The organism is Catenuloplanes niger (genome assembly GCF_031458255.1).
GTDB classification, from domain to species: domain Bacteria; phylum Actinomycetota; class Actinomycetes; order Mycobacteriales; family Micromonosporaceae; genus Catenuloplanes; species Catenuloplanes niger.
Genome location: NZ_JAVDYC010000001.1, coordinates 7,617,440 through 7,636,320, shown reverse-complemented (window position 1 = coordinate 7,636,320; position 18,881 = coordinate 7,617,440). Strand labels below are relative to the sequence as shown.

General features: G+C 74.1%; 20 protein-coding genes. 2 read left to right on the top strand and 18 right to left on the bottom strand.

Annotated elements, in window-relative coordinates; translation table 11 throughout:
* Genes J2S44_RS33425 through J2S44_RS33410 form a run of 4 tightly spaced genes read right to left on the bottom strand, consistent with a single transcriptional unit; the run spans position 1 to position 3,567 of the window.
* A complete protein-coding gene (locus tag J2S44_RS33425) occupies positions 1-1,044 on the bottom strand; it encodes a phosphotransferase family protein (RefSeq protein WP_310422141.1) in 1,044 nt (347 codons plus the stop codon).
* Entirely contained in the window at positions 1,032-1,844 is an 813-nt protein-coding gene (locus tag J2S44_RS33420) for an SDR family oxidoreductase (RefSeq protein ID WP_310422138.1), read from the bottom strand. The genes J2S44_RS33425 and J2S44_RS33420 overlap by 13 nt, the downstream gene beginning before the upstream one ends.
* Positions 1,841-2,809: an NADPH:quinone oxidoreductase family protein gene (locus J2S44_RS33415; protein ID WP_310422135.1), complete on the bottom strand. Its 969-nt coding sequence runs from the start codon at positions 2,807-2,809 to the stop codon at positions 1,841-1,843. Before J2S44_RS33415 ends, J2S44_RS33420 begins: the two co-directional genes overlap by 4 nt.
* Positions 2,806-3,567 carry an SDR family oxidoreductase gene (locus J2S44_RS33410; protein WP_310422132.1) on the bottom strand — a complete coding sequence of 254 codons (762 nt, stop codon included), beginning with the start codon at positions 3,565-3,567 and terminating at the stop codon, positions 2,806-2,808. Before J2S44_RS33410 ends, J2S44_RS33415 begins: the two co-directional genes overlap by 4 nt.
* A gap of 163 nt (positions 3,568-3,730) precedes the next feature.
* Between J2S44_RS33410 and J2S44_RS33405 the strand changes: the two genes are divergently transcribed.
* Complete coding sequence (locus tag J2S44_RS33405) at positions 3,731-4,186, top strand: MaoC family dehydratase (protein WP_310422129.1); 456 nt, start codon at positions 3,731-3,733, stop codon at positions 4,184-4,186.
* Between the two features lie 429 nt (positions 4,187-4,615).
* Here the strand turns inward: J2S44_RS33405 and J2S44_RS33400 are convergent, their stop codons facing one another.
* The 9 genes from J2S44_RS33400 to J2S44_RS33360 form a co-directional block, all read right to left on the bottom strand.
* Complete coding sequence (locus J2S44_RS33400) at positions 4,616-5,878, bottom strand: ABC transporter substrate-binding protein (RefSeq protein WP_310422125.1); 1,263 nt, start codon at positions 5,876-5,878, stop codon at positions 4,616-4,618.
* The gene (locus J2S44_RS33395; RefSeq protein WP_310422124.1) at positions 5,878-6,861 is read right to left on the bottom strand and encodes a branched-chain amino acid ABC transporter permease; all 984 of its coding nucleotides are present in this window, start codon (positions 6,859-6,861) and stop codon (positions 5,878-5,880) included. Before J2S44_RS33395 ends, J2S44_RS33400 begins: the two co-directional genes overlap by 1 nt.
* Positions 6,858-7,724 carry a branched-chain amino acid ABC transporter permease gene (locus J2S44_RS33390; RefSeq protein ID WP_310422121.1) on the bottom strand — a complete coding sequence of 289 codons (867 nt, stop codon included), beginning with the start codon at positions 7,722-7,724 and terminating at the stop codon, positions 6,858-6,860. Before J2S44_RS33390 ends, J2S44_RS33395 begins: the two co-directional genes overlap by 4 nt.
* 1 nt (position 7,725) lies before the next feature.
* Entirely contained in the window at positions 7,726-8,490 is a 765-nt protein-coding gene (locus J2S44_RS33385; RefSeq protein ID WP_310422118.1) for an ABC transporter ATP-binding protein, read from the bottom strand.
* Positions 8,487-9,545 (bottom strand): ABC transporter ATP-binding protein, encoded by a 1,059-nt coding sequence (locus J2S44_RS33380; protein ID WP_310422113.1) that lies wholly within the window; start codon positions 9,543-9,545, stop codon positions 8,487-8,489. Before J2S44_RS33380 ends, J2S44_RS33385 begins: the two co-directional genes overlap by 4 nt.
* Positions 9,546-9,923: 378 nt before the next feature.
* Positions 9,924-10,961: an XdhC family protein gene (locus tag J2S44_RS33375; protein WP_310422110.1), complete on the bottom strand. Its 1,038-nt coding sequence runs from the start codon at positions 10,959-10,961 to the stop codon at positions 9,924-9,926.
* On the bottom strand, positions 10,954-11,937 hold the full coding sequence (locus J2S44_RS33370) for an FAD binding domain-containing protein (protein ID WP_310422107.1): 984 nt from the start codon (positions 11,935-11,937) through the stop codon (positions 10,954-10,956). The genes J2S44_RS33375 and J2S44_RS33370 overlap by 8 nt, the downstream gene beginning before the upstream one ends.
* Positions 11,937-12,398: a (2Fe-2S)-binding protein gene (locus tag J2S44_RS33365; RefSeq protein ID WP_310430056.1), complete on the bottom strand. Its 462-nt coding sequence runs from the start codon at positions 12,396-12,398 to the stop codon at positions 11,937-11,939. The genes J2S44_RS33370 and J2S44_RS33365 overlap by 1 nt, the downstream gene beginning before the upstream one ends.
* A gap of 286 nt (positions 12,399-12,684) precedes the next feature.
* Entirely contained in the window at positions 12,685-13,272 is a 588-nt protein-coding gene (locus J2S44_RS33360; RefSeq protein ID WP_310422104.1) for a TetR/AcrR family transcriptional regulator, read from the bottom strand.
* 52 nt (positions 13,273-13,324) lie between these two features.
* Between J2S44_RS33360 and J2S44_RS33355 the strand changes: the two genes are divergently transcribed.
* Positions 13,325-14,107, top strand: a complete 783-nt coding sequence (locus tag J2S44_RS33355) for a class I SAM-dependent methyltransferase (protein ID WP_310422101.1) — start codon at positions 13,325-13,327, stop codon at positions 14,105-14,107.
* Here J2S44_RS33355 and J2S44_RS33350 read toward each other — a convergent pair.
* The 5 genes from J2S44_RS33350 to J2S44_RS33330 all read right to left on the bottom strand — a co-directional run bounded on the left by J2S44_RS33350 (position 14,085) and on the right by J2S44_RS33330 (position 18,810).
* Positions 14,085-15,143, bottom strand: a complete 1,059-nt coding sequence (locus J2S44_RS33350) for an acyl-CoA dehydrogenase family protein (RefSeq protein WP_310422099.1) — start codon at positions 15,141-15,143, stop codon at positions 14,085-14,087. The two genes, J2S44_RS33355 and J2S44_RS33350, sit on opposite strands and share 23 nt — an antisense overlap.
* The gene (locus J2S44_RS33345; RefSeq protein ID WP_310422096.1) at positions 15,140-16,300 is read right to left on the bottom strand and encodes an acyl-CoA dehydrogenase family protein; all 1,161 of its coding nucleotides are present in this window, start codon (positions 16,298-16,300) and stop codon (positions 15,140-15,142) included. The genes J2S44_RS33350 and J2S44_RS33345 overlap by 4 nt, the downstream gene beginning before the upstream one ends.
* The gene (gene fabG, locus J2S44_RS33340; protein ID WP_310422093.1) at positions 16,293-17,051 is read right to left on the bottom strand and encodes a 3-oxoacyl-ACP reductase FabG; all 759 of its coding nucleotides are present in this window, start codon (positions 17,049-17,051) and stop codon (positions 16,293-16,295) included. Before fabG ends, J2S44_RS33345 begins: the two co-directional genes overlap by 8 nt.
* A gap of 168 nt (positions 17,052-17,219) precedes the next feature.
* Complete coding sequence (locus tag J2S44_RS33335; RefSeq protein WP_310422090.1) at positions 17,220-17,939, bottom strand: phosphatase PAP2 family protein; 720 nt, start codon at positions 17,937-17,939, stop codon at positions 17,220-17,222.
* Between the two features lie 121 nt (positions 17,940-18,060).
* Positions 18,061-18,810, bottom strand: a complete 750-nt coding sequence (locus tag J2S44_RS33330; protein WP_310422087.1) for a phosphatase PAP2 family protein — start codon at positions 18,808-18,810, stop codon at positions 18,061-18,063.
* Between the last annotated feature and the right edge of the window lie 71 nt (positions 18,811-18,881).

Below are 18,881 nucleotides of genomic sequence, written 5' to 3'. Positions count from 1 at the left end.
TCACCCCTGCTCTCGCGGTAGCGCCGCCAGGCCCCGGTCGACCAGCGGCTGCACGCGCGCGCCGATCGTGTCGAAGCCCGCGCCGACGGTCTTGCCCTGCGTGTAGCGGTAGTGGACGCCCTCGAGGATCACCGCGAGCTTGAACGCGGACATCGCGGTGTACCAGCCCAGACCCGTGCAGTCCCGGCCGGACCGCTCGGCGTACCGCGTGATCAGCTGCTCGGTGGTGGGGTGCCCGGGGACGGTGGTGACCGGGTCGTGCGAGCCGCGCGCGGCCGGCATCGGCGTGCCCAGGTAGAGCACGTGCAGCCCGAGGTCGGCGAGCGGGTCGCCGAGCGTGGACATCTCCCAGTCGAGCACGGCCGCGACCCGGTCGCCGTGCGCGGTGTCGACCAGCGTGTTGTCCAGCCGGAAGTCGCCGTGCACGATGCTCGCGGCGGACACCTCCGGCGCGGTCGCGGCGAGCCGGCCGGCCAGCGCGTCGATGCCGGGCAGGTCGCGGCTGCGGGAGCCGTCGAGCTGGCGCCGCCACCGGGACACCTGCCGCGCGTTGAACCCGTCCGGCCGGCCGAAGTCGTGCAGCCCCACCGCGGCCGGGTCGACCGCGTGCAGGTCGGCGAGCGTGTCCATCAGCCGGAACGCGAGCGCCCGCACCCGCTCCGGGCCGAGCGCGGCCAGCGACTCCGGGTCGCGCAGCACGGCGCCGCGCACGTGCTCCATCACGTAGAACGGCGCACCGATCACGTCGGCGTCGAGGCAGAGGTGCACCATCGCGGGTACGGGCACGGCCGTGCCGTGCAGCGCGGCCATCACCCGGTGCTCGCGCCCCATGTCGTGCGCGGTCGCGAGCACGTGCCCGAGCGGCGGCCGCCGGACCACCCAGGTGGTGACGCCGTCCGTGACCGTGTAGGTCAGGTTGGACCGCCCGCCGGCGATCACCGCGCCGTCCAGCGGGCCGGTCACCAGGCCGGGCACCGCGTCGTCGAGGTGCTTGCGGAGCGCGTCCAGGTCCAGGCCGGGCGGGCTGTCCGTCACGCGGGCCACGGCGCCTCCCGCGGTTTCGGGACCGGATGTTCCGCCTTCTGCTGCAGGCGGTTCATCGCGCCGAGCCAGCGGTCCGGGTCGGCGGCGCGGCGCGCGTAGAAGTCCGCCACCTCCGGGTGCGGCAGGATCAGGAACCGGTCGTCGGACAGCGCCTCCCGGACCCGGTCCGCGACCTCGTCCGCGCCGATCGCGTCGCGGCCGAGCAGCATCGCGCCGAGCGGGCCGGTGCCGGAGAGCATCGGCGTGCGCACCCCCTGCGGGCAGAGCGCCTGGACGACGATGCCCCGGTGCGCGTACGTGGCGCGCAGCCACTCCGCGAACCCGATCGCCGCGTGCTTCGTCACCGAGTACGGCGCGGAGCCGAGCATGGTGAGCAGCCCGGCCGCGGACGCGGTCACCAGGAACCGCCCGCTTCCCCGGTCGAGCCACCGGGGAAGCGCGGCCTTCGCCGCGTGCACGTGGGCCAGCACGTTCACCCGCCAGGCGCGGTCCCAATCCGCCGCCGGCGCGGCCTCGGTGCCGGCCGTGGGCACGCCCGCGTTGGCGCAGAACAGGTCCAGCCGGCCGAGCGAGCCCCAGGCGAACGAGACGAGCCGCTCCGCGAAGTCCGCGTCGGACGCGTCACCGGCGAACGCCCGCCCGCCGACCTCGTGCGCGACGTGGTGCGCCGCCACCGGGTCGAGGTCGTTGACCACGACGGTGGCGCCGTCCGCCGCGAACCGGCGGGCCATCGCCGCACCGATCCCGGAACCGGCGCCGGTGATCACCACGACCGCGTTCCGCAGTTCCAGGCCGGTCATGGCACGATCACCACCCGTCCGGTGGTCTCGCCGCGGGCGAGCGCGGCCAGTCCCTCGTCGGCCCGGTCCAGCGGGAGCGTGCGGGACACGTACGGGTCGATCGCGCCCTTCGCGGCCAGCTCCGCGAGCGCGGCCGCGGCCTCGTGCACGACCTCGGGACGGCGGCTGCGGTAGAGGCCCCAGTGCAGGCCGACCACGCTGTAGTTCTTGACCAGCGCGTGGTTCGTCGCGGCCCGCGGGATGTCACCGGACGCGAAGCCGACCACCACGATCCGGCCCTCGAACGCGACGACCTTCGTGGACGCGGCGAACGCGGCACCGCCGACCGGGTCGTAGATCACGTCGGCGCCGCGTGGGCCGCACGCTTCCTTCAGCGCGCCGACCAGGTCGTCGGTGTGCCGGTCCACCACCGCGTCCGCGCCGAGCTCGCGGGCGATCCGGGCCTTCTCCGGGCCGCCGGTCACGCCGACCACCCGGGCGCCCGCGGCCTTGCCGAGCTGGATCGCGGCCGAGCCGACGCCACCGGCCGCCGCGTGCACCAGCAGCGTCTCGCCCGGGCGCAACTGTGCGCGGGTGTGCAGGCCGACCCAGCCGGTCTGGTACGCCACGAAGAACGCGGCGGCCCTCTCGTCGTCCAGGCCGGGCGGTGCCGGATAGAGGAAGCGCGCGTCGGCCGTGGCGTAGTCGGCGAGCGCGCCGTGCGGCAGCGCGGCACCGCCGATCACCCGGTCGCCGGGCCGTAGACCGGTGCCGCCGGGGTCGACGACCTCGCCGCACAGCTCGATGCCGGGCGTGAACGGCAGCGGCGGGTGCTCCTGGTAACGCCCCTGGACCAGCAGCGCGTCCGGGAAGTTGAGCGCGCAGGCCCGTACCCGCAGCAGGGCCTGTTCCTGGCCCGGGGTGGGCACGTCCACCTCGTGGTGCAGCGTCATGCCGCCCAGCTCGCGCACCTGCCAGGCCCTCATGCGCCGACCCGCCCGGTGAGCGTGAGGCCGCCGTCCAGCACCAGCGTCTGCCCGGTGATCCACCCGGCCGCGTCGGAGACGAGGAACGCGACCGCACCGGCCACGTCCTCCGGCACGCCGAGTCTGCGCAACGGGTACGTGGACGCGACCTCCTCCTCCCGCCCCTGGTAGAGCGGGGTCGCGAACCGGGTCTTGACCACCGCGGGCGCGACCGCGTTGACCCGGATCCCGGGGCCGAGCTCGACCGCGAGGCACGCGGTCAGGTGGCTGAGCGCGGCCTTGCTGACGCCGTAGAACGCGATGCCCGGCGACGGCGTGATCCCGGCGACCGAGCAGATGTTGACCACGGAGCCGGTCGTCATGCCGCCGTCCTTGATCGCGCGCTGCGTCCAGCCGAGCGCGCCGATCAGGTTCACCTCGAGGATCTTGCGGGCCGCGCCGAGGTCCAGGTCGGCGAGCGCGCCGGCGACCGGGTTGATGCCCGCGTTGTTGACCAGGATGTCGACCTTTCCGAACGCCTCGACCGCGGTGGCGATCGCGGCCGCGCGGTGGTCGTCGTCGTCCGCCTTGCCGGCGACGCCCCGGGCCCGCTCGCCGAGTTGCGCCACGGCCTCGGCGAGCGCGTCCTCCTTGCGGGCGGTGATCACCACGTTGGCGCCGTCGTCGATCAGGCGGCGGGCGATGCCGAGGCCGATGCCCCGGGACGCGCCGGTCACGACCGCGGTCCGGCCGCTCAGGCCTGTGCTGTCGTCGGTCACTGCACCTCCAGATTTGTGCACCGCCGATGCAAATACTAGGACGGTCGCGTCTCGGCGGTCAACGATGGATTTTTACATTGCCGGTGCATAAACTTAACCGTTCCTTGGATGGATTCTGCCCGGGTAACGTCGCCGATGTCACGGCTTCAGGAGGTACTCCACGATGAGAGTCTTCGATTCCCCCGGCGCGCTCGCGGCCGCCGCCGGCGAACACCTCGGCCACAGCGAGTGGACCGAGGTCGACCAGTCCCGGATCTCCACCTTCGCCGAGGCCACCGGCGACGACCAGTGGATCCACGTCGACCCGGCCCGCGCCGCCACCGGCCCGTTCGGCACCACGATCGCGCACGGATACCTGACGCTGTCCCTGATCCCGGCACTGTCCTGGCAGGTCTACCGGGTGGACGGGGTGCGGATGGGCATCAACTACGGGCTCGACCGGGTCCGCTTCCCGGCGCCACTGCCGGCGGGGTCCCGGGTCCGCGCCGGGGTGCAACTGCTCACGGTCACACCGGTCGCGAACGGCGCCCTGCAGATCGCGGCGGAGGTCACGATCGAACGCGAGGGCGGCACGAAGCCGGTCTGCGTCGCACAGACACTCTCCCGCATCTACCCCTGACCCGGCCCGCCCCGCACTCCACACGCCACCACCCGGCCGCCCCACCAGGCGGCCCCGTCCGCCACCCGCCACACCCGACCGGCGCCGGCCACCAGCCCTGCCACAACCGCCACCGGCGACGCGCCACGACCGCGGCAAGCCGGACCTCCATCCCTGAGCGATCAATCAGGTGTGCAAAAGAGAGGTCATCTTCGCTGTTTGATCTACCTTTCGCACACCTGATTGATCACTCAGGGCTGGGCCACTCGCTCGCCGGAATCGCCATCACCACAGCCTGGGGCACGGTATCGCGAAATGTCGGACGTGCCGGGCGAGGCGTCGCCCGCTCGGCCGGGTGACGCCTCGCGCCCGCCGGAGCGGCCGGAACCGAGCCGGGTCCGAAGCAGGAGAACCGCGGGATGAGGCCGGGCCGGGGCCCGGCCTCATGGGCTATGCCGCCGGTGGAATGCCGTTGGCCGGTGGGGCCGGGGGTGTGAGCGTGTACTCGGTGACCGGGCCGCCCTCCGAGTCGGTCTCGTAGGTCGGGCCGAAGTAGTCCTGGACCTTGTCGGTCACCCTGGTCATCCGGAGGCCGCCGTAGCCGGAGTGGTCGTCGGCGGAGAAGCGGAGCGGGCCCAGTCCCGGGCCGGTGTAGCCGCCCTTCTCGACCGCGTCGATCAGGGACTCGCGGGTCAGCTCCCGGCCGGCCGCCTGCAGCACCTGGACGAAGAGGTAGCCGACGGACATGCCGTAGACGGTGTTGCCGTCGAACGGCGCGCCCGCGTTGTACTGGGTGTTGATCCTCTGGAACAGCTGGACCCACGGGTCGGACGCCGCGGACGCGGCCGGCAGGTAGTTCGCGCCGAGCAGGCCCTCCAGCAGCGGTGCGGCGTCGCCGAGCGACTTGGCCAGCGTGTTGTAGTCGCCGCCGACGTTCGACACGATCCACTGTGGTGTGAAGCCCTGCCGGGCCGCGGTGCCGATGGTGAGTGCGGTGAAGCCGGGGACGGTCGCCAGGACGACGACCTCGCAGGCGTTGGACCGGAACGCGTCGACCTGCGGGCCGACGTTGGTGACGCTGGTGGTGTAGGTCTGCTTCACCGCCACGCCCGCGTCGCCGAGCACGCCGGTCACGCCGGCCAGGCTGTCCCGGCCGAAGTCGTCGTCCTGGCCGAGGAAGCAGGTCTTCTTGCCGGGCAGGTTCTGCTGCACGTACGAGCCGAGGATCTTGCCTTCGACCGTGTAGTCCGGGTTGAAGCCGAACGTGCCCGGATACTTCCCGGGCTGGTCCCAGCTGCGGCTGCCGGACGCGACGAAGAGGTCCGGCACCCGCTGGCTGTTGAGGAAGTCGAGCACGCCGGTGTGGGTGGGCGTGCCGAGCCCGTTCAGGATCGCGAAGACCTTGTCCTGGAGCACCAGTTCGCGTACCACCTGCTGGGTGTTGGCGGGGTTGTAGCCGTCGTCCTTGACCTTGAGCGTGATCTTCCGCCCGTTGACGCCGCCGGCCGCGTTGACGAAGTCGAAGTAGGCCTTGGTGGCGGGCGCGATCTGGGAGTACCCGGCGCTGGCCGGGCCGGTGAGCGGCATGTGCGTACCGATGACGATCTCGGTGTCGGTGACGCCCGGCACGGACGCGCCGCCACCGGAACCGGGTTCGGACGAGCAGCCCGCGACCACGAGCACGGCGGCGAGCGTCAGCACTGTCCTGCGCATTATCGACCTCGTTTCCCGATCCGTTGAGTGAGCTGGTGCGTCACCAGCCCGTGGATGCCGCCCGGCGCCATGATCATCACGACGATCAGCGTGCCGCCGAAGATCGCGAGCGGCAGGTTTCCCTCCAGCCGTTGCGCGAACGCGGCCGGCAGCGCGAACACATCGGTGGCGCGCGCGGTCAGGTCCGGCAGCGCGACCAGGAGGATCGCGCCCCAGACCGCGCCGGCCAGACTGCCGAGCCCGCCGACCACGATCGCCATCACCAGGAACAGCGACAGCGTGAGCGAGAACGCGCCGGGCGACACGCTCTGGGCGAGGACCGCGAGGACTCCCCCGCCGAGCCCGGCCGCGGCGGCGCTGACCACGAACGCGAGGATCTGCGTGCGGGCCAGATGGATGCCGGAGAGCTGGGCGGCGATCTCGTCGTCGCGGACCGCGCGGAACTCGCGGCCGTACCGGCTCCCGGCGAGGTTGCCGAGCAGCAGCATGGTGAGCAGCGCCGCGGCCAGCGCGATCCAGGCCTGCCAGCGCTCGAACGGGAAGTCGTAGCCGAACGGCGGCGGGGCCAGGTAGAACGTGAGCCCCTGGTCGCCGCCGAGCACGTCGTCGAACATGGTGGTCAGGCCGGGCACCACGACCGCGACCGCGAGCGTGACGCCGGCCAGGTACGGGCCGCGGAGCCGGGCCGCGGCGAGCCCGATGACCGCGCCCGCGACCGTGGTGACCACGACGCCGGCGGCCAGGGACAGCGGCAGGTTGCCGATCGCGTTCTGCATGAGCGCGACCGTGTACGCCCCGGTGGCCATCAGCGCGCCGTGGCCGAGCGACAGCTGCCCGTTCTGTCCGGTGAGGACGGTCAGCCCGGCGGTCGCGCACAGGTAGGCCGCGACCGTGGCGAGCTGGTAGTTCTGGAACGCGGGAAGGACGTAGGTCAGCGGGAGCAGGATCGCCGCCGCGCCGATCGTCGCGATGTACCGCCTCATATCCGCCTCGCCGCGGGCTTGGCGAACAGGCCGGCCGGGCGGATCAGCAGCACGGCCAGCAGCAGCACGATGATCGCCAGCGGTGTGACCTGGTCGCCGAGGTAGCCGCCGACGAACGACAGCACCAGGCCGACCGCGAGCCCGCCGATCACCGCGCCGGCCGGGCTGTCCAGGCCGCCGACCACGGCCGCGGTGAACGCGACCACGAACGAGCGGTCCATCGCGTTCGGGTGCAGGCCGAACTCGGTCGGGATGATCAGCATCCCGGCGAGCGCGCCGACGCCGGCCGCGAGCACCCAGCCGAGCAGCAGCATGCCGCCGACGTTCACGCCGAGCAGCCGGGACACCTCCGGCGCGAACGCGGACGCCCGCAGTCGCAGGCCGACCTTGCTGCGGGTGAACAGCAGGGCCAGCGCACCGACCGTGACGGCCACGGACAGGAACACGAAGATGTCGTACGGCGAGAGCAGCGCGAACCCGGCCGTCCGGTCGAACGCGGGCGGCGCCGGCCGGAACTCGTTGCCGTAGACGATGCCGAGCACCGCGGTGATCAGCAGGACCAGGCCGAGCGCGACGATCACCGCGTTCAGCGGCCGGTCGTGCCCGACGTGGCGCATCACCAGGCGTTCCGCCAGCCAGCCGAGCGCGAGCCCGGCGACCGGCGCGGCGAGGAAGCCGAGCCAGAACGAGCCGGTGGCGGCCGTGACGCTGTGCGCGACGTACGCGGCCGCCACGGCCATCGCGCCCTGGGCGAAGTTGACGATTCGGGCGCCGCGCCAGATGAGCACCAGCGCGAGCGCCATCGCGGCGTAGACCGCGCCACGGGTCAGCCCGTCCACGGTGAGGAAGGCGAGTCGTTCCATGCTAGAACCCCAGGTAGGCGTGCCGGAGGGCGTCGTCGTCGCGCAGGTCCGCGGCGTCCGCGTCGCGCACCACCCGGCCGAGTGACATGACCACGCCCCGGTCGGCGACCGAGAGCGCGCTGCGCACGTTCTGTTCGACCAGCAGCACGGCCAGCCCGGTGTCGTCGCGCAGGCTCGCCAGCAGGCCCATGAGCTGCGCGGTGACCCGGGGCGCGAGGCCGAGCGACGGCTCGTCGAGCAGCAGCAGGCGGGGGCGGGCGACCAGCGCGCGGCCGATCGCCAGCATCTGCCGTTCGCCGCCGGACAGCTGGTGCCCGGCGTGCCCGCGCCGCCGGGCGAGCGGGTCGAACAGCGCGTAGACCTCGTCGAGCGCGCGGCGGGCGTCCCGGCGGTCGGATCGCCACAGGCCACCGAGCCGCAGGTTCTCGTCCACGGTCAGCTCCGCGACCACGCCGCGGCCCTCCGGCACGTGCGCCATGCCGCGCCGGACCCGGTGCTCGACCGGGACCCGCGCCAGGTCCACGCCGGACAGTCGCACGCTGCCGGCGGACGGACGCAACAACCCCGACACGGTACGCAGCAGCGTGGTCTTGCCGGCCCCGTTCGCGCCGAGCACGGCCACGATCGCGCCGGGCGGCACGGCGAGCGTCACGTCGTGCAGCACGGGGGCGGCACCGTACCCGGCGGTGAGGTGTGAGATCCGGAGCAGTGGTTCCTCGGGGGCCGCGTGCCGGGGGCCCGGCGCCGGATCGGCGGTGGCGGTCATCGGATCGCCACCACGCCGTCACCGGACCCGCCCGGCGGCGGATCGGGCGGCCGCCCACCGGCCGCGGCACCACCAGCCGCGGCACCGTCGGCCGTCGCGCCGTCGACCAACGCGCCGCCGGTCGTAGCGTCACCAGCCGTGGTGCCGCCGGCCGTGGCGCTGCCGGCCGTGGCGCTGCCGGCCGTGGCGCTGCCGGCCGTGGCGTCACGAGTCGTCGCGCCGCCGGCCGCGGCGTCGGCCGGTCCGGTGGCCGCGAGCCGGGTGTCGCGGGGAGCGAGGGCCGCGCCGTCCGGGGTGATCGCCTCGGTGCCGAGGTAGGCGGCGGCGACCGCGGGCTCGCCGCGCACCCGGTCCGGCGTGCCGGTCGCGACGACCCGGCCGAAGTCGAGCACGACGATCTCGTCGCAGACGGACATCACCAGGTCCATGTGGTGCTCGACCAGCAGCACGGCCGTGCCCGCGCTCGACGGCAGGTCCCGGATCAGCGCGGCCAGCTCGTCGATCTCCTCCGCGCCGAGGCCGCCGGCCGGCTCGTCGAGCAGCAGCAGGCGCGGGCGGGCGGCGAGCGCGCGGGCCAGCCCGGCCTTCTTCTGAATCGCGTACGGCAGGGTGGCGGGCAGCGCGTCCGCGTGCCGCGCGATGTCCAGGCTGTCCAGCAGCGCGAGCGCCTCGGTCCGCAGCCGCCGCTCGTCCCGCGCGGCCCACGGCGCGCCGAGCAGCGACGAGACGAACCCGGCCCGGGCCCGGGCGCCGGTCATCACGTTCTCCGCGAGCGTGAGCCCGGCGAACAGGCCGACGCCCTGCAGCGTGCGGGCGATCCCGGCCCGGGCGAGCCGGTGCGGTTTCGGGCGCAGCGGCCGGCCGCCGAGCGACAGCGTGCCGGTGTGCGGCGCCACGAAGCCGCAGATCACGTTGAACACCGTGGTCTTGCCCGCGCCGTTCGGCCCGATCACGCCGACGATCCGGCCGGGCGGGACGGTCAGCGAGACGTCGTCCAGCGCGGTGAGCCCGCCGAACCGCACGCCGATGCCGGCGAGCTCGAGCCCCGGTGACACCGGTGCCTGCCCGGATGGCGTCCCGTCGGATGGTGCCCTGTCGGATGGTGCCCCGTCGGATGGTGCGTTGTGCGGTGGTGCGCCCATGGTCACCTCGCCCAGCACCTCGCCGAGCGGTCGTCGCCCGTGCGACGGGCCGGCCGAGGTAATTACACTGGGAGTGTATATTCCTGCAACGCCGCGTCAATACCTCTGACACAACACGGAATCATCAATATCCCGCGCCGTCCACCAGCACTTCGTCCAATGTGATCGGTTCCGTCCGGAACGGTGCCGCCGGCGCCCGGACATCGCGTGGCCGTGGTCGCCCCGGCCCCGCCGGCCGCCGGCGGCGTCGTCATCGCGCCGGACGCCGCGATGCGGACCGGCGGGTGACGGTCACCGTGTCCCCTGCCCGTCGAAGATGCCGACCCCGTGATCGAGCCGGTGAACGGGGACGCCGCCGCGCAGCGGCAGGCCGGCACCGCCGCGCAGCGGCAGGCCGGCACCGCCGCGCCGCTGCGCGACGATCTCCGCCGCGATCGACAGCGCGATCTCCGGTGACGTCCGGGCGCCGATGTCGAGCCCGATCGGCGAGTGCAGCCGGTCCAGTTCCGCGTCGGTCAGCCCGGCCGCGCGCAACCGCGCCAGCCGGTCGGTGTGGGTGCGCCGGGAACCCATCGCCCCGACGTACGCGACCGGCAACCGCAGCGCCGCGGTCAGCAGCGGCACGTCGAACCGTGGATCGTGGGTGAGCACGCAGATCGCCGTCCGCGCGTCCACCCGCTGGCCGGCCAGGTATCGGTGCGGCCAGTCGACGACCACCTCGGCCGCGTGCGGGAACCGCGCCGCCGTGGCGAACGTGGCCCGTGCGTCGCAGACCGTCACCCGGTAGCCGAGGAACGTGCCGGCCTGAGCGAGCGCCGCCGCGTGGTCGATCGCACCGAAGATCAGCATCCGGGGCGCGGGCTCGTGCCGCTCCACCAGCGTGCCGGATTCGTCCGCCGCGTCCGCGACCACCCCGGCCACAATCACCCGGCCCACGTCCGGGCCGCGCACCACGGTGGACACCGCGACCGGCTCGTCGCGGGCGGCGGCGGCCAGCGCGGCCGCCAGGTCCGGCTCCGCACCGAGGTCGTAGCGGCGCAGGAGCAACTCGATCGTGCCGCCGCAGGTGAGGCCGGCGCCGAGCCCGTCGGCGTCGCTGTAGCCGAACCGCATCAGCCGGGGCGTGCCGTCGCCGGCCAGCATCTCCTGGCAGGCCTGGTAGACCTCGGCGTCGACGCAGCCGCCGGAGACGTTGCCGAGCATCGTCCCGTCCGCGGTCACCACCAGCGACGCGCCCGGCTGCCGGGGCGCGCTGCCCCGCACGCTCACCACCGTGGCGGCCACGAACGGCTCGGTGGATCCGGCCAGCGCCGGTGCCAGCTCAAGCATGGCCGCGCTCGCGCAGCACGGTGAGCGCGCGGACGACCGTACGCCGGAGCAGTGCGGGCTTGAAACCGTTGTGCTCGCGCGGCTGCGCGCCGTCCGCCGCCCGCGCCACCGCCGCCTCGAAGACCTCGTCCGTGGCGCGCCGGCCGGCCAGTGCCGTCTCCACCGCGGTCAGCCGCCACGGCCGGGTCGCCACGCCGCCGACCGCGACCCGGGCCTGCACGATCGTGCCGCGGCGCACCTCGAGCGCGACGGCCGCGGAGGCGAGCGCGAACTCGTACGACTGCCGGTCCCTGATCTTGAGGTAGGTGGAGTGCGCCGCCCAGCGCGACCGCGGCACGGTCACGCCGGTGACGAGTTCCCCGGGCGTGAGCGCGTTCTCGACGTGCGGTGTGCCGCCGGGCAGCGGGTAGAACGCGTCCAGCGGTACCGTCCGTGTCCCGCGCGCCGACGTCAGACGCACGCTCGCGCCGAGCGCGACCAGCGCCACCGCCAGATCGCTCGGGTGCGTGGCGATGCACGACTCGCTGGTGCCGAGGATCGCGTGGCCGCGGTTCACGCCGGTCAGCGCCGCGCAGCCGCTGCCCGGTTCCCGCTTGTTGCACGGCGACGCGACGTCCCGGAAGTACCCGCACCGGGTGCGCTGCAACAGGTTGCCGCCGATGCTGGCCATGTTGCGCAGCTGTCCGGACGCGCTCAGCTCCAGCGCCTCCGCGATCACCGGGTAGTCCGTGCGGACCGTGCGGTGCGCGGCGACGTCGCTCATCCGCTCCAGCGCGCCGAGGTGCAGCCCGTCCGCGTCCAGCGTGATGCCCCGCAGCGGCAGCCGGTTGATGTCGCGCACCTCGCCCGGGCTCATCACCTCGAGCTTCATCAGGTCGACCAGCGTCGTGCCGCCGGCCAGGAACGCGGTGCCCGGCCCGGCCCCGGCCACCGCGTCGCGCACCGACGTGGGCCGGGAGTACGTGAACCCTCGCATCAGCGCATCACCTGCTGCGCGTCCTTGATCGCCGCCACGATGGACGGGTACGCGCTGCACCGGCAGATGTTGCCGGACATCCGCTCCCGGATCTCGTCGTCGGTTCTCGGCCGCCCCTCCCGGACCATCCCGACCGCCGACATGATCTGGCCGGACGTGCAGAAGCCGCACTGCAGGCCGTCCCGCTCCACGAACGCCTGCTGCATCGGGTGCAGCTTCTCGCCCTGCGCCAGGCCCTCGATCGTGGTGACGGCGCACCCGTCGGTGACCGCGGCCAGCGTCAGGCAGGACAGCACCCGTCGGCCGTCCACGTGCACGGTGCACGCGCCGCACTGACCGCGGTCGCAGCCCTTCTTCGTGCCGGTCAGCCCCAGCCGGTCACGCAGCGTGTCGAGCAACGTCACCCGCGGGTCCACCTCGATCGCCCGCGGCTCGCCGTTGACCTCCACCCGTACCGTCACGACCGGGTCGCCGGCCGGCCCGTGATCCGGCGCCGCCGCCGCGGGGGCCGCCCCCGCGCCCAGCAACGGCACCGCCGCGAGGGCGGCACCACCGCCCAGCACCCCTCGCCGGGACACACCCGACACATCTCGCGAATCCATACGCTCTCCCGGGTCGCACGCCGGACAGGACACCCCGGCCGGCGACGACGTCCGCCCGGCTCGGGTCCCTCCACCTTGGCCGGAGCCACGGACGGCTACCACGGCCCGCCGATCCCAGGCTGCGCCGATCCCCCGGGTGCGGGCGTCAGCGCAGCGCCGGGGCGACGACCGAGGTGATCATGCGGGAGACCTCGGCCTCGTCCGGCGGGGAGTCACGGCGCCCGGCGGAAAGCAGATGACCGGAGCCGATCAGCGTGTACGCGAGCATCTGCGGGTCCGCGTCCGGGGCCAGCCGGCCGGCGTCGCGTTCCAGCGTGAGGTAGGACGCGATCATCGCGGTCGCGTCGGCCAGCAGCGGGACGCCGCCGGGGTGTTCGGTGCGGAGCCGGGCCCGGAGGTCGTCGCGGAAGATCATCAGGCTGATCAGCCCGACCGCGACGGAGGTGAAGAGCTCGGTGATCGCGCCGGCCAGGTTGCCCACCACGGTGCCGGTGCCGGCGGACTCGCGGAGCGCGGCGGACCGCGGGGCCAGCCCGGCGATGCGGTCGCCGATCAGGTCGGCGAGGAAGCCGTCGAAGTCCGCGAAGTGCCGGTGCAGCACGCCCTTGGCGACGCCGGCCTCGGCGGTGACGGCACGGCTGGTCAGCGCCGCGGCGCCGTCCCGGACCAGGATCCGCTCGGCGGCGGCGAACAGGTGCTCGCGCACGTCACGAATCGCCACACCGGTCGGCACACCACGACAGTACCGGCTCGCCTAATGGGCACTCGCCCACTAGAGTGGGCGAATGCCCACTAACCCGAGGACACACGAGCAGCGCCAGGTCGCGGAGTCGTTCGGCGTCGATGCCGAGCGCTACGACCGCACCCGACCCGGCTACCCCGCCGAGATGGTGCGCGCCATCGTCGAGGCCACCCCGGGGCAGCGGATCGACGTGCTGGACGTCGGCTGCGGCACCGGCATCTCCGCGCGCCCGTTCCGCCGGGCCGGCTGCCGCGTGCACGGCGTGGAGCCGGACCCGCGGATGGCCGCGCTGGCCCGACGGGGCGGGATCGAGGTGGACGAGTCGACGTTCGAGGCGTGGGAGCCGCACGGCCGGACCGTCGATCTGGTCATCGCCGGTCAGACCTGGCACTGGGTCGACCCGGTCGCCGGCGCACGCCGCGCGGCCGAGGTGCTGCGCCCCGGCGGCCGGCTCGCGGTGTTCTGGAACGCGATGCAGCCGGAACCCGCGGTCGCCGAGACGTTCGCGCAGATCAACGCGGAGGTGCTGCCCGAGCTGCCGCGCCTGCCGCCGGACGCGGCCGCGGCCTACTCCGCGATGGGCGCGACGGCCGCGGACGGGATCCGGGCGGCGGGCGCCTTCACCGAGCCGGCGGAGTGGCGGTTCGGGTCGGAGCGCCGCTACACCCGCGAGGAGTGGCTGGACATGGTGCCCACCCAGGGCTTCTACACCCGCCTGCCGCCGGGACGACTCCGCCCGCTGCTGGACCGGATGGGCGCGGCGATCGACGGCGCGTTCACCGTGCGGGTCACCACGCTGGTGGTCACGGCGTCCCGGCGGGCGTGAGGCCGAGCAGCCCGGCGAGCTGCCGGCGGTGCGCGGCGGCGGTGCCGAGCGCGATCGACGTGGTCTTGGCCCGCTTCAGGTAGAGGTGCGCCGGGTGTTCCCAGGTGAAGCCGATCCCGCCGTGCAACTGCACGCACTCCTCCGCCGCCCGCACCGCCACCGGACCGCAGTGCGCCTGCGCCAGCGCGGCCGCCAGCCGTGGCTCGGCACCGTCCGGATCCGCACCGGACACCGCGCCGGCCGCGAACCGGGCCACCGCGCGGGACTGCGTCACCGACACCCAGACGTCGGCCAGCCGGTGCTTGATCGCCTGGAACGAGCCGATCGGCCGGCCGAACTGGATCCGCGTCCGCGCGTACTCCACGGTCGTGTCGAGGCACCACTCGGCCACGCCGAGCTGCTCCGACGCCAGCAGCGCGGCCCCGGCCGTGCGCGCGGCGCCCAGCGCCGGCCGCGCCGGGCCGATCCGGCGCCCGGGTGCCGCGGACAGCGCCACGTCCACGAGTGGCCGGGTGACGTCCAGGGACACCACGGGGGTACGGGTGACGCCCGGCCCGTCCGCCGCCACCTCGTAGAGGTCGCCGCCGGCCGGCACCAGCAGCACGTCCGCGGCCAGCGCGTCCGCGACCGACTCCAGGCGCCCGGTCAGCGTCCCGTCGGTGACCCGCACGTCGCCGGCCGGACCGGCGAACGGCACCGCCAGCGCCGCGCACACCGACCCGTCCGCGATCCGGGGCAGGATCGCCGTGTCGCCCGCGACCCGCAGCGCGGTCACCGCCATGACCGCGCAGCCGAGGTAGGGCACCGGCGTCAGGAACCGGCCCAGCTCCTCCATCACCAGCGCGGCCTCGCGCAGGCTCGCGCCCGCACCGCCGAGCTTCTCCGGGATCACCAGCCCGGTCACGCCCAGCTCCACCGTGAGCAGCCGCCACACCTCCGCGTCGAAGCCGTCGTCCGGCGAGCCGGCCCGCGTGCGGAGCAGGTCGCGCAGCGAGTCGCGCAGCGCCTCCTCGTCCTGGCTGTACAGCAGGTTCATCGGGGCAGCTCCCGCCACGGGACGGTGGTGTCGGTGCGCGGCTCGGCCGGCAGGCCCAGCACCCGCTCCGCGATGATGTTGCGGAGGATCTCGGACGTGCCGCCCTCGATCGACGTGCCCTTCGCGCGCAGCCACCGGTACGTCGGTGACCGCCCCTCGAAGTCGACCGCCTCGCCGTGCCGCATGGTCCAGTCGTCGTGCCGCAGTCCCTCGGCGCCGCGCAGCTCCAGTTCCAGGCCGGTGATCCGCTGCGCCAGCTCGGCGAACGCGAGCTTGACCGCGGAACCCTCCGGGCCGGGGTCGCCGGCCGCGAGCTGCTGCCGCGCGCGGACGCCGGTCAGCCGTGCCGCCTCGGCCGCCACCCAGAGCCGCATCATCTCGTCGTGCGCCGCGGCGGTGCGCACGTCCGGCCGGTCGGTCCAGAGCGAGGTGAGCATGCCGATCAGGCCACCGCCGCGCGGCAGCGACCCGCCGCCGATGGAGACGCGCTCGTTCATCAGCGTGGTCCGGGCGACCGCCCAGCCCTCGCCGACCGCGCCGAGCCGCAGGTCGTCCGGGAGGAACACGTCGGTCAGGAACACCTCGTTGAACTCCGCCTCGCCGGTGAGCTGCCGCAGCGGCCGCACGTCCACGCCGGGCGCGGTCATGTCGCAGACGAAATACGTCAGGCCCCGGTGCTTGGGCAGGTCCGGGTCGGTGCGGGCGAGCAGGATCGCCCAGCGGGCGCGGTGCGCCATCGAGGTCCAGACCTTCTGCCCGGTGACCCGCCAGCCGTCGCCGTCCCGGACCGCGCGGGTGGCCAGCCCGGCCAGGTCGGACCCGGCGCCCGGCTCGCTGAACAGCTGACACCACAGCTCCTCGCCGGTCCACAGCGGACGCAGGAAGCGCCGCCGCTGCTCGGGAGTGCCGTGCCGGAGGACGGTGGGCGCGGCCATGCCGAGCCCGATGCCGATCCGGCGCGGGTCGTTGGACGGCGTGCCGGCCAGCTCCTCGTCCACGATCGCCTGCTGCTCGCGGGGCAGGCCGAGCCCGCCGAGCCCGGCCGGGTAGTGCACCCAGGCGAGCCCGGCGTCGAACCGGGCCCGCAGGAACTCCACCGGGTCGTCCGTGGGCACCGACGCGCGGAAGGCCCGCGCCAGCTCCCGGACGTCAGTCACGCGGGCCGCCCGCCACGTAGACGACCTGGCCGGAGACGAAGCCGGCGCCGTCGGAGACGAGGAACGAGATGGTGTGCGCGACGTCCTCCGGACGGCCCACCCGCCGTACCGGGATCTGCTCCGCGGCCTTCTCCTGGTAGACGTCGAACGGCACCTTGACCCGGGCCGCGGTCGCCGCGGTCATGTCCGTGACGATGAAGCCGGGCGCGACCGCGTTCGCGGTCACGCCGAACGGGCCGAGCTCCAGCGCGAGCGTCTTCGTGAAGCCCTGCATGCCCGCCTTCGCGGCCGCGTAGTTCACCTGGCCGCGGTTGCCGAGCGCGGACGTGCTGGACAGGTTGACGATCCGGCCCCACTTCGCGGCCGTCATGTGCGCCTGCACGGCCCGGGTCATCAGGAACGCGCCGCGCAGGTGCACGCCGAGCACCGTGTCCCAGTCCGCCTCGGTCATCTTGAACAGCAGGTTGTCCCGGATCACGCCGGCGTTGTTGACCAGCGCGAGCGGCGGGCCGAGCTCGGCCGCGACCCGGTCGACGGCCGCGGTGACCTGCGCGGCGTCTGCCACGTCCGCGCCGACCGCGAGCGCGCGCCCGCCGGCCGCCACGATCGCGTCCGCGGTGCCCTTCGCGTCCGCCTCGGCCAGGTCCAGGACCGCGACCGCGAACCCGTCCGCGGCGAGCCGGAGGGCGGTGGCCGCCCCGATCCCGCGCGCCGCCCCGGTCACGATCGCCACCCGCTGCTGCTCCGCCATCGGTGCCCCACCCTCCGCAGTTTGTGCACTCACAGTGCAATATAAACCGCCGTTCAGGTGTCACGCTAGTACGATCGCCGCGCCCGGTCAGCACCCTCGATCCATCGAACAACGAAAATAGGCGGGGCGCACGTGATGTGCACCCCGCCGACGACCTCGAGAGCCCGGTCAGGTCCGGGCCGCGACCGCCTCTCGGACCGCGCCCACCTTCTCCCGCCCCCAGTGGACGGTGCGGTCCAGGAAACCGCGCGCCATGATGAACAGCACCGTGGTCGCGTTGACCAGCGAACCGACCACGTCGCTCGGGTGGTGCATGCCGCGGTACATCCGGGTCAGTGCCACGCCGATCGGTATCGAGACGAGCAGCGCCAGCCACGTCCAGCGACCGCGCCGCGTCGTGCACCGGGCCGCCATCACCAGCCCCACCCCGACGTAGAGCGCGATCGCGGCCGACGTGTGACCGCTCGGGAAGCTGGAGGTCGGCGGCGACACGTCCATGTGCTCCACGGCCGGGCGTTCCCGGTCGATCATCAGCGTGGTCAGCACGAAGATGATGGACTGCGCGGCGACCGCACCGATCAGGAACGCCGGCTCCCGCCAGTTGCGCGACGTCACGTAGAGGGCGAGCGCGATGACCGCGGTGATCCCGATGACGACGTGCGTGTCGGCCAGCGTGCTGAACACCTTCGAGATCGCGTCCGAGGTCCCGCCCCGCTCCGTCACCAGCTGACGGTTGAGGTCGTCCTCCACGGTCAGCGGCCAGACGTCGTCGACCACCCGGGTGATCAGCATGCCCAGACCGACCATGACGGCATAGAGGAGTACGAGGGGCAGCACCAGCCGTGCGGCGGCCTGCCGCACCACGGCCCAGGTTCCGGCGAGTGACATGGCCGGATCCATACCCGGACATCACGCCGCGTCAAACCAGGCTCATCCGGCGTCCGGCCACCCGGCGACCGCCCGGTCCGCCGCGGCCCGGACCGGACCGCGTCCCACCGTGCCGCGCCGTTCAGTGGGTGGCGGGCTGGGCCTCGCGGAGGCCCTCGGTGATCGGGCGGTGGGCGGCGCCGCGCCAGGTCTCGAAGGCGGCTGCGGTGGCGGCGACCACGGCGATGCCCGCGATCCAGCCGCCGAGCACGTCGCTCGTCCAGTGCACGCCGAGCGCGACCCGGCTGAGGCCGGTGCCGAGCGCGACCGCGAGCGCGGCGGCCCACATCGCGGCGCGGACCAGGCGGCGGTACGGCAGGCGGTCGGTCAGCGGGAGCAGCATCAGCAGCAGCACGGCGGAGGCGAGCGCGGCGGTCATCGCGTGCCCGGACGGGAACGAGTAGCCGGGCGCGGACGACACCGGGTCCAGGAACGCCGGACGGTCCCGGCCGAACAGCAGCTTCAGCAGCAGGCCGAGCGCGCCACCGGCCGCGATCGTGGTGACCGCCCAGAGCGCGACCCGGCGCGAGCCACGCCACCAGAGCAGCACCGCGAGCAGCACCACGGTGATCCGCAGCGGCGTCGGCGCGAACACGTCGGTCCAGGTCTGCACCGCGTCGACCCAGCCGGGCCGGGCCCGCGCGAACGTGTAGAGCGCCTCCGCCACCCGCTGGTCGAGTGCGCGCAGCGGCTCCCAGCGCGACACCACCAGCATCGCGATCACCGAGAACGGGATGAGGATCAGTGCGGCGGCCAGGGCCGCGAGCGTCAACCGCAGGCCGAGCCAGTCGTGCCGGTCGATCCTGCGTGCCCACCAGGTCTTCACGTCCATCCCGGCTTCTTACCCGGCGAGGCTGGGAAGAATCTGCCACTCGGCGCCGGGTGCGGTCCGGAAGGGGTGGG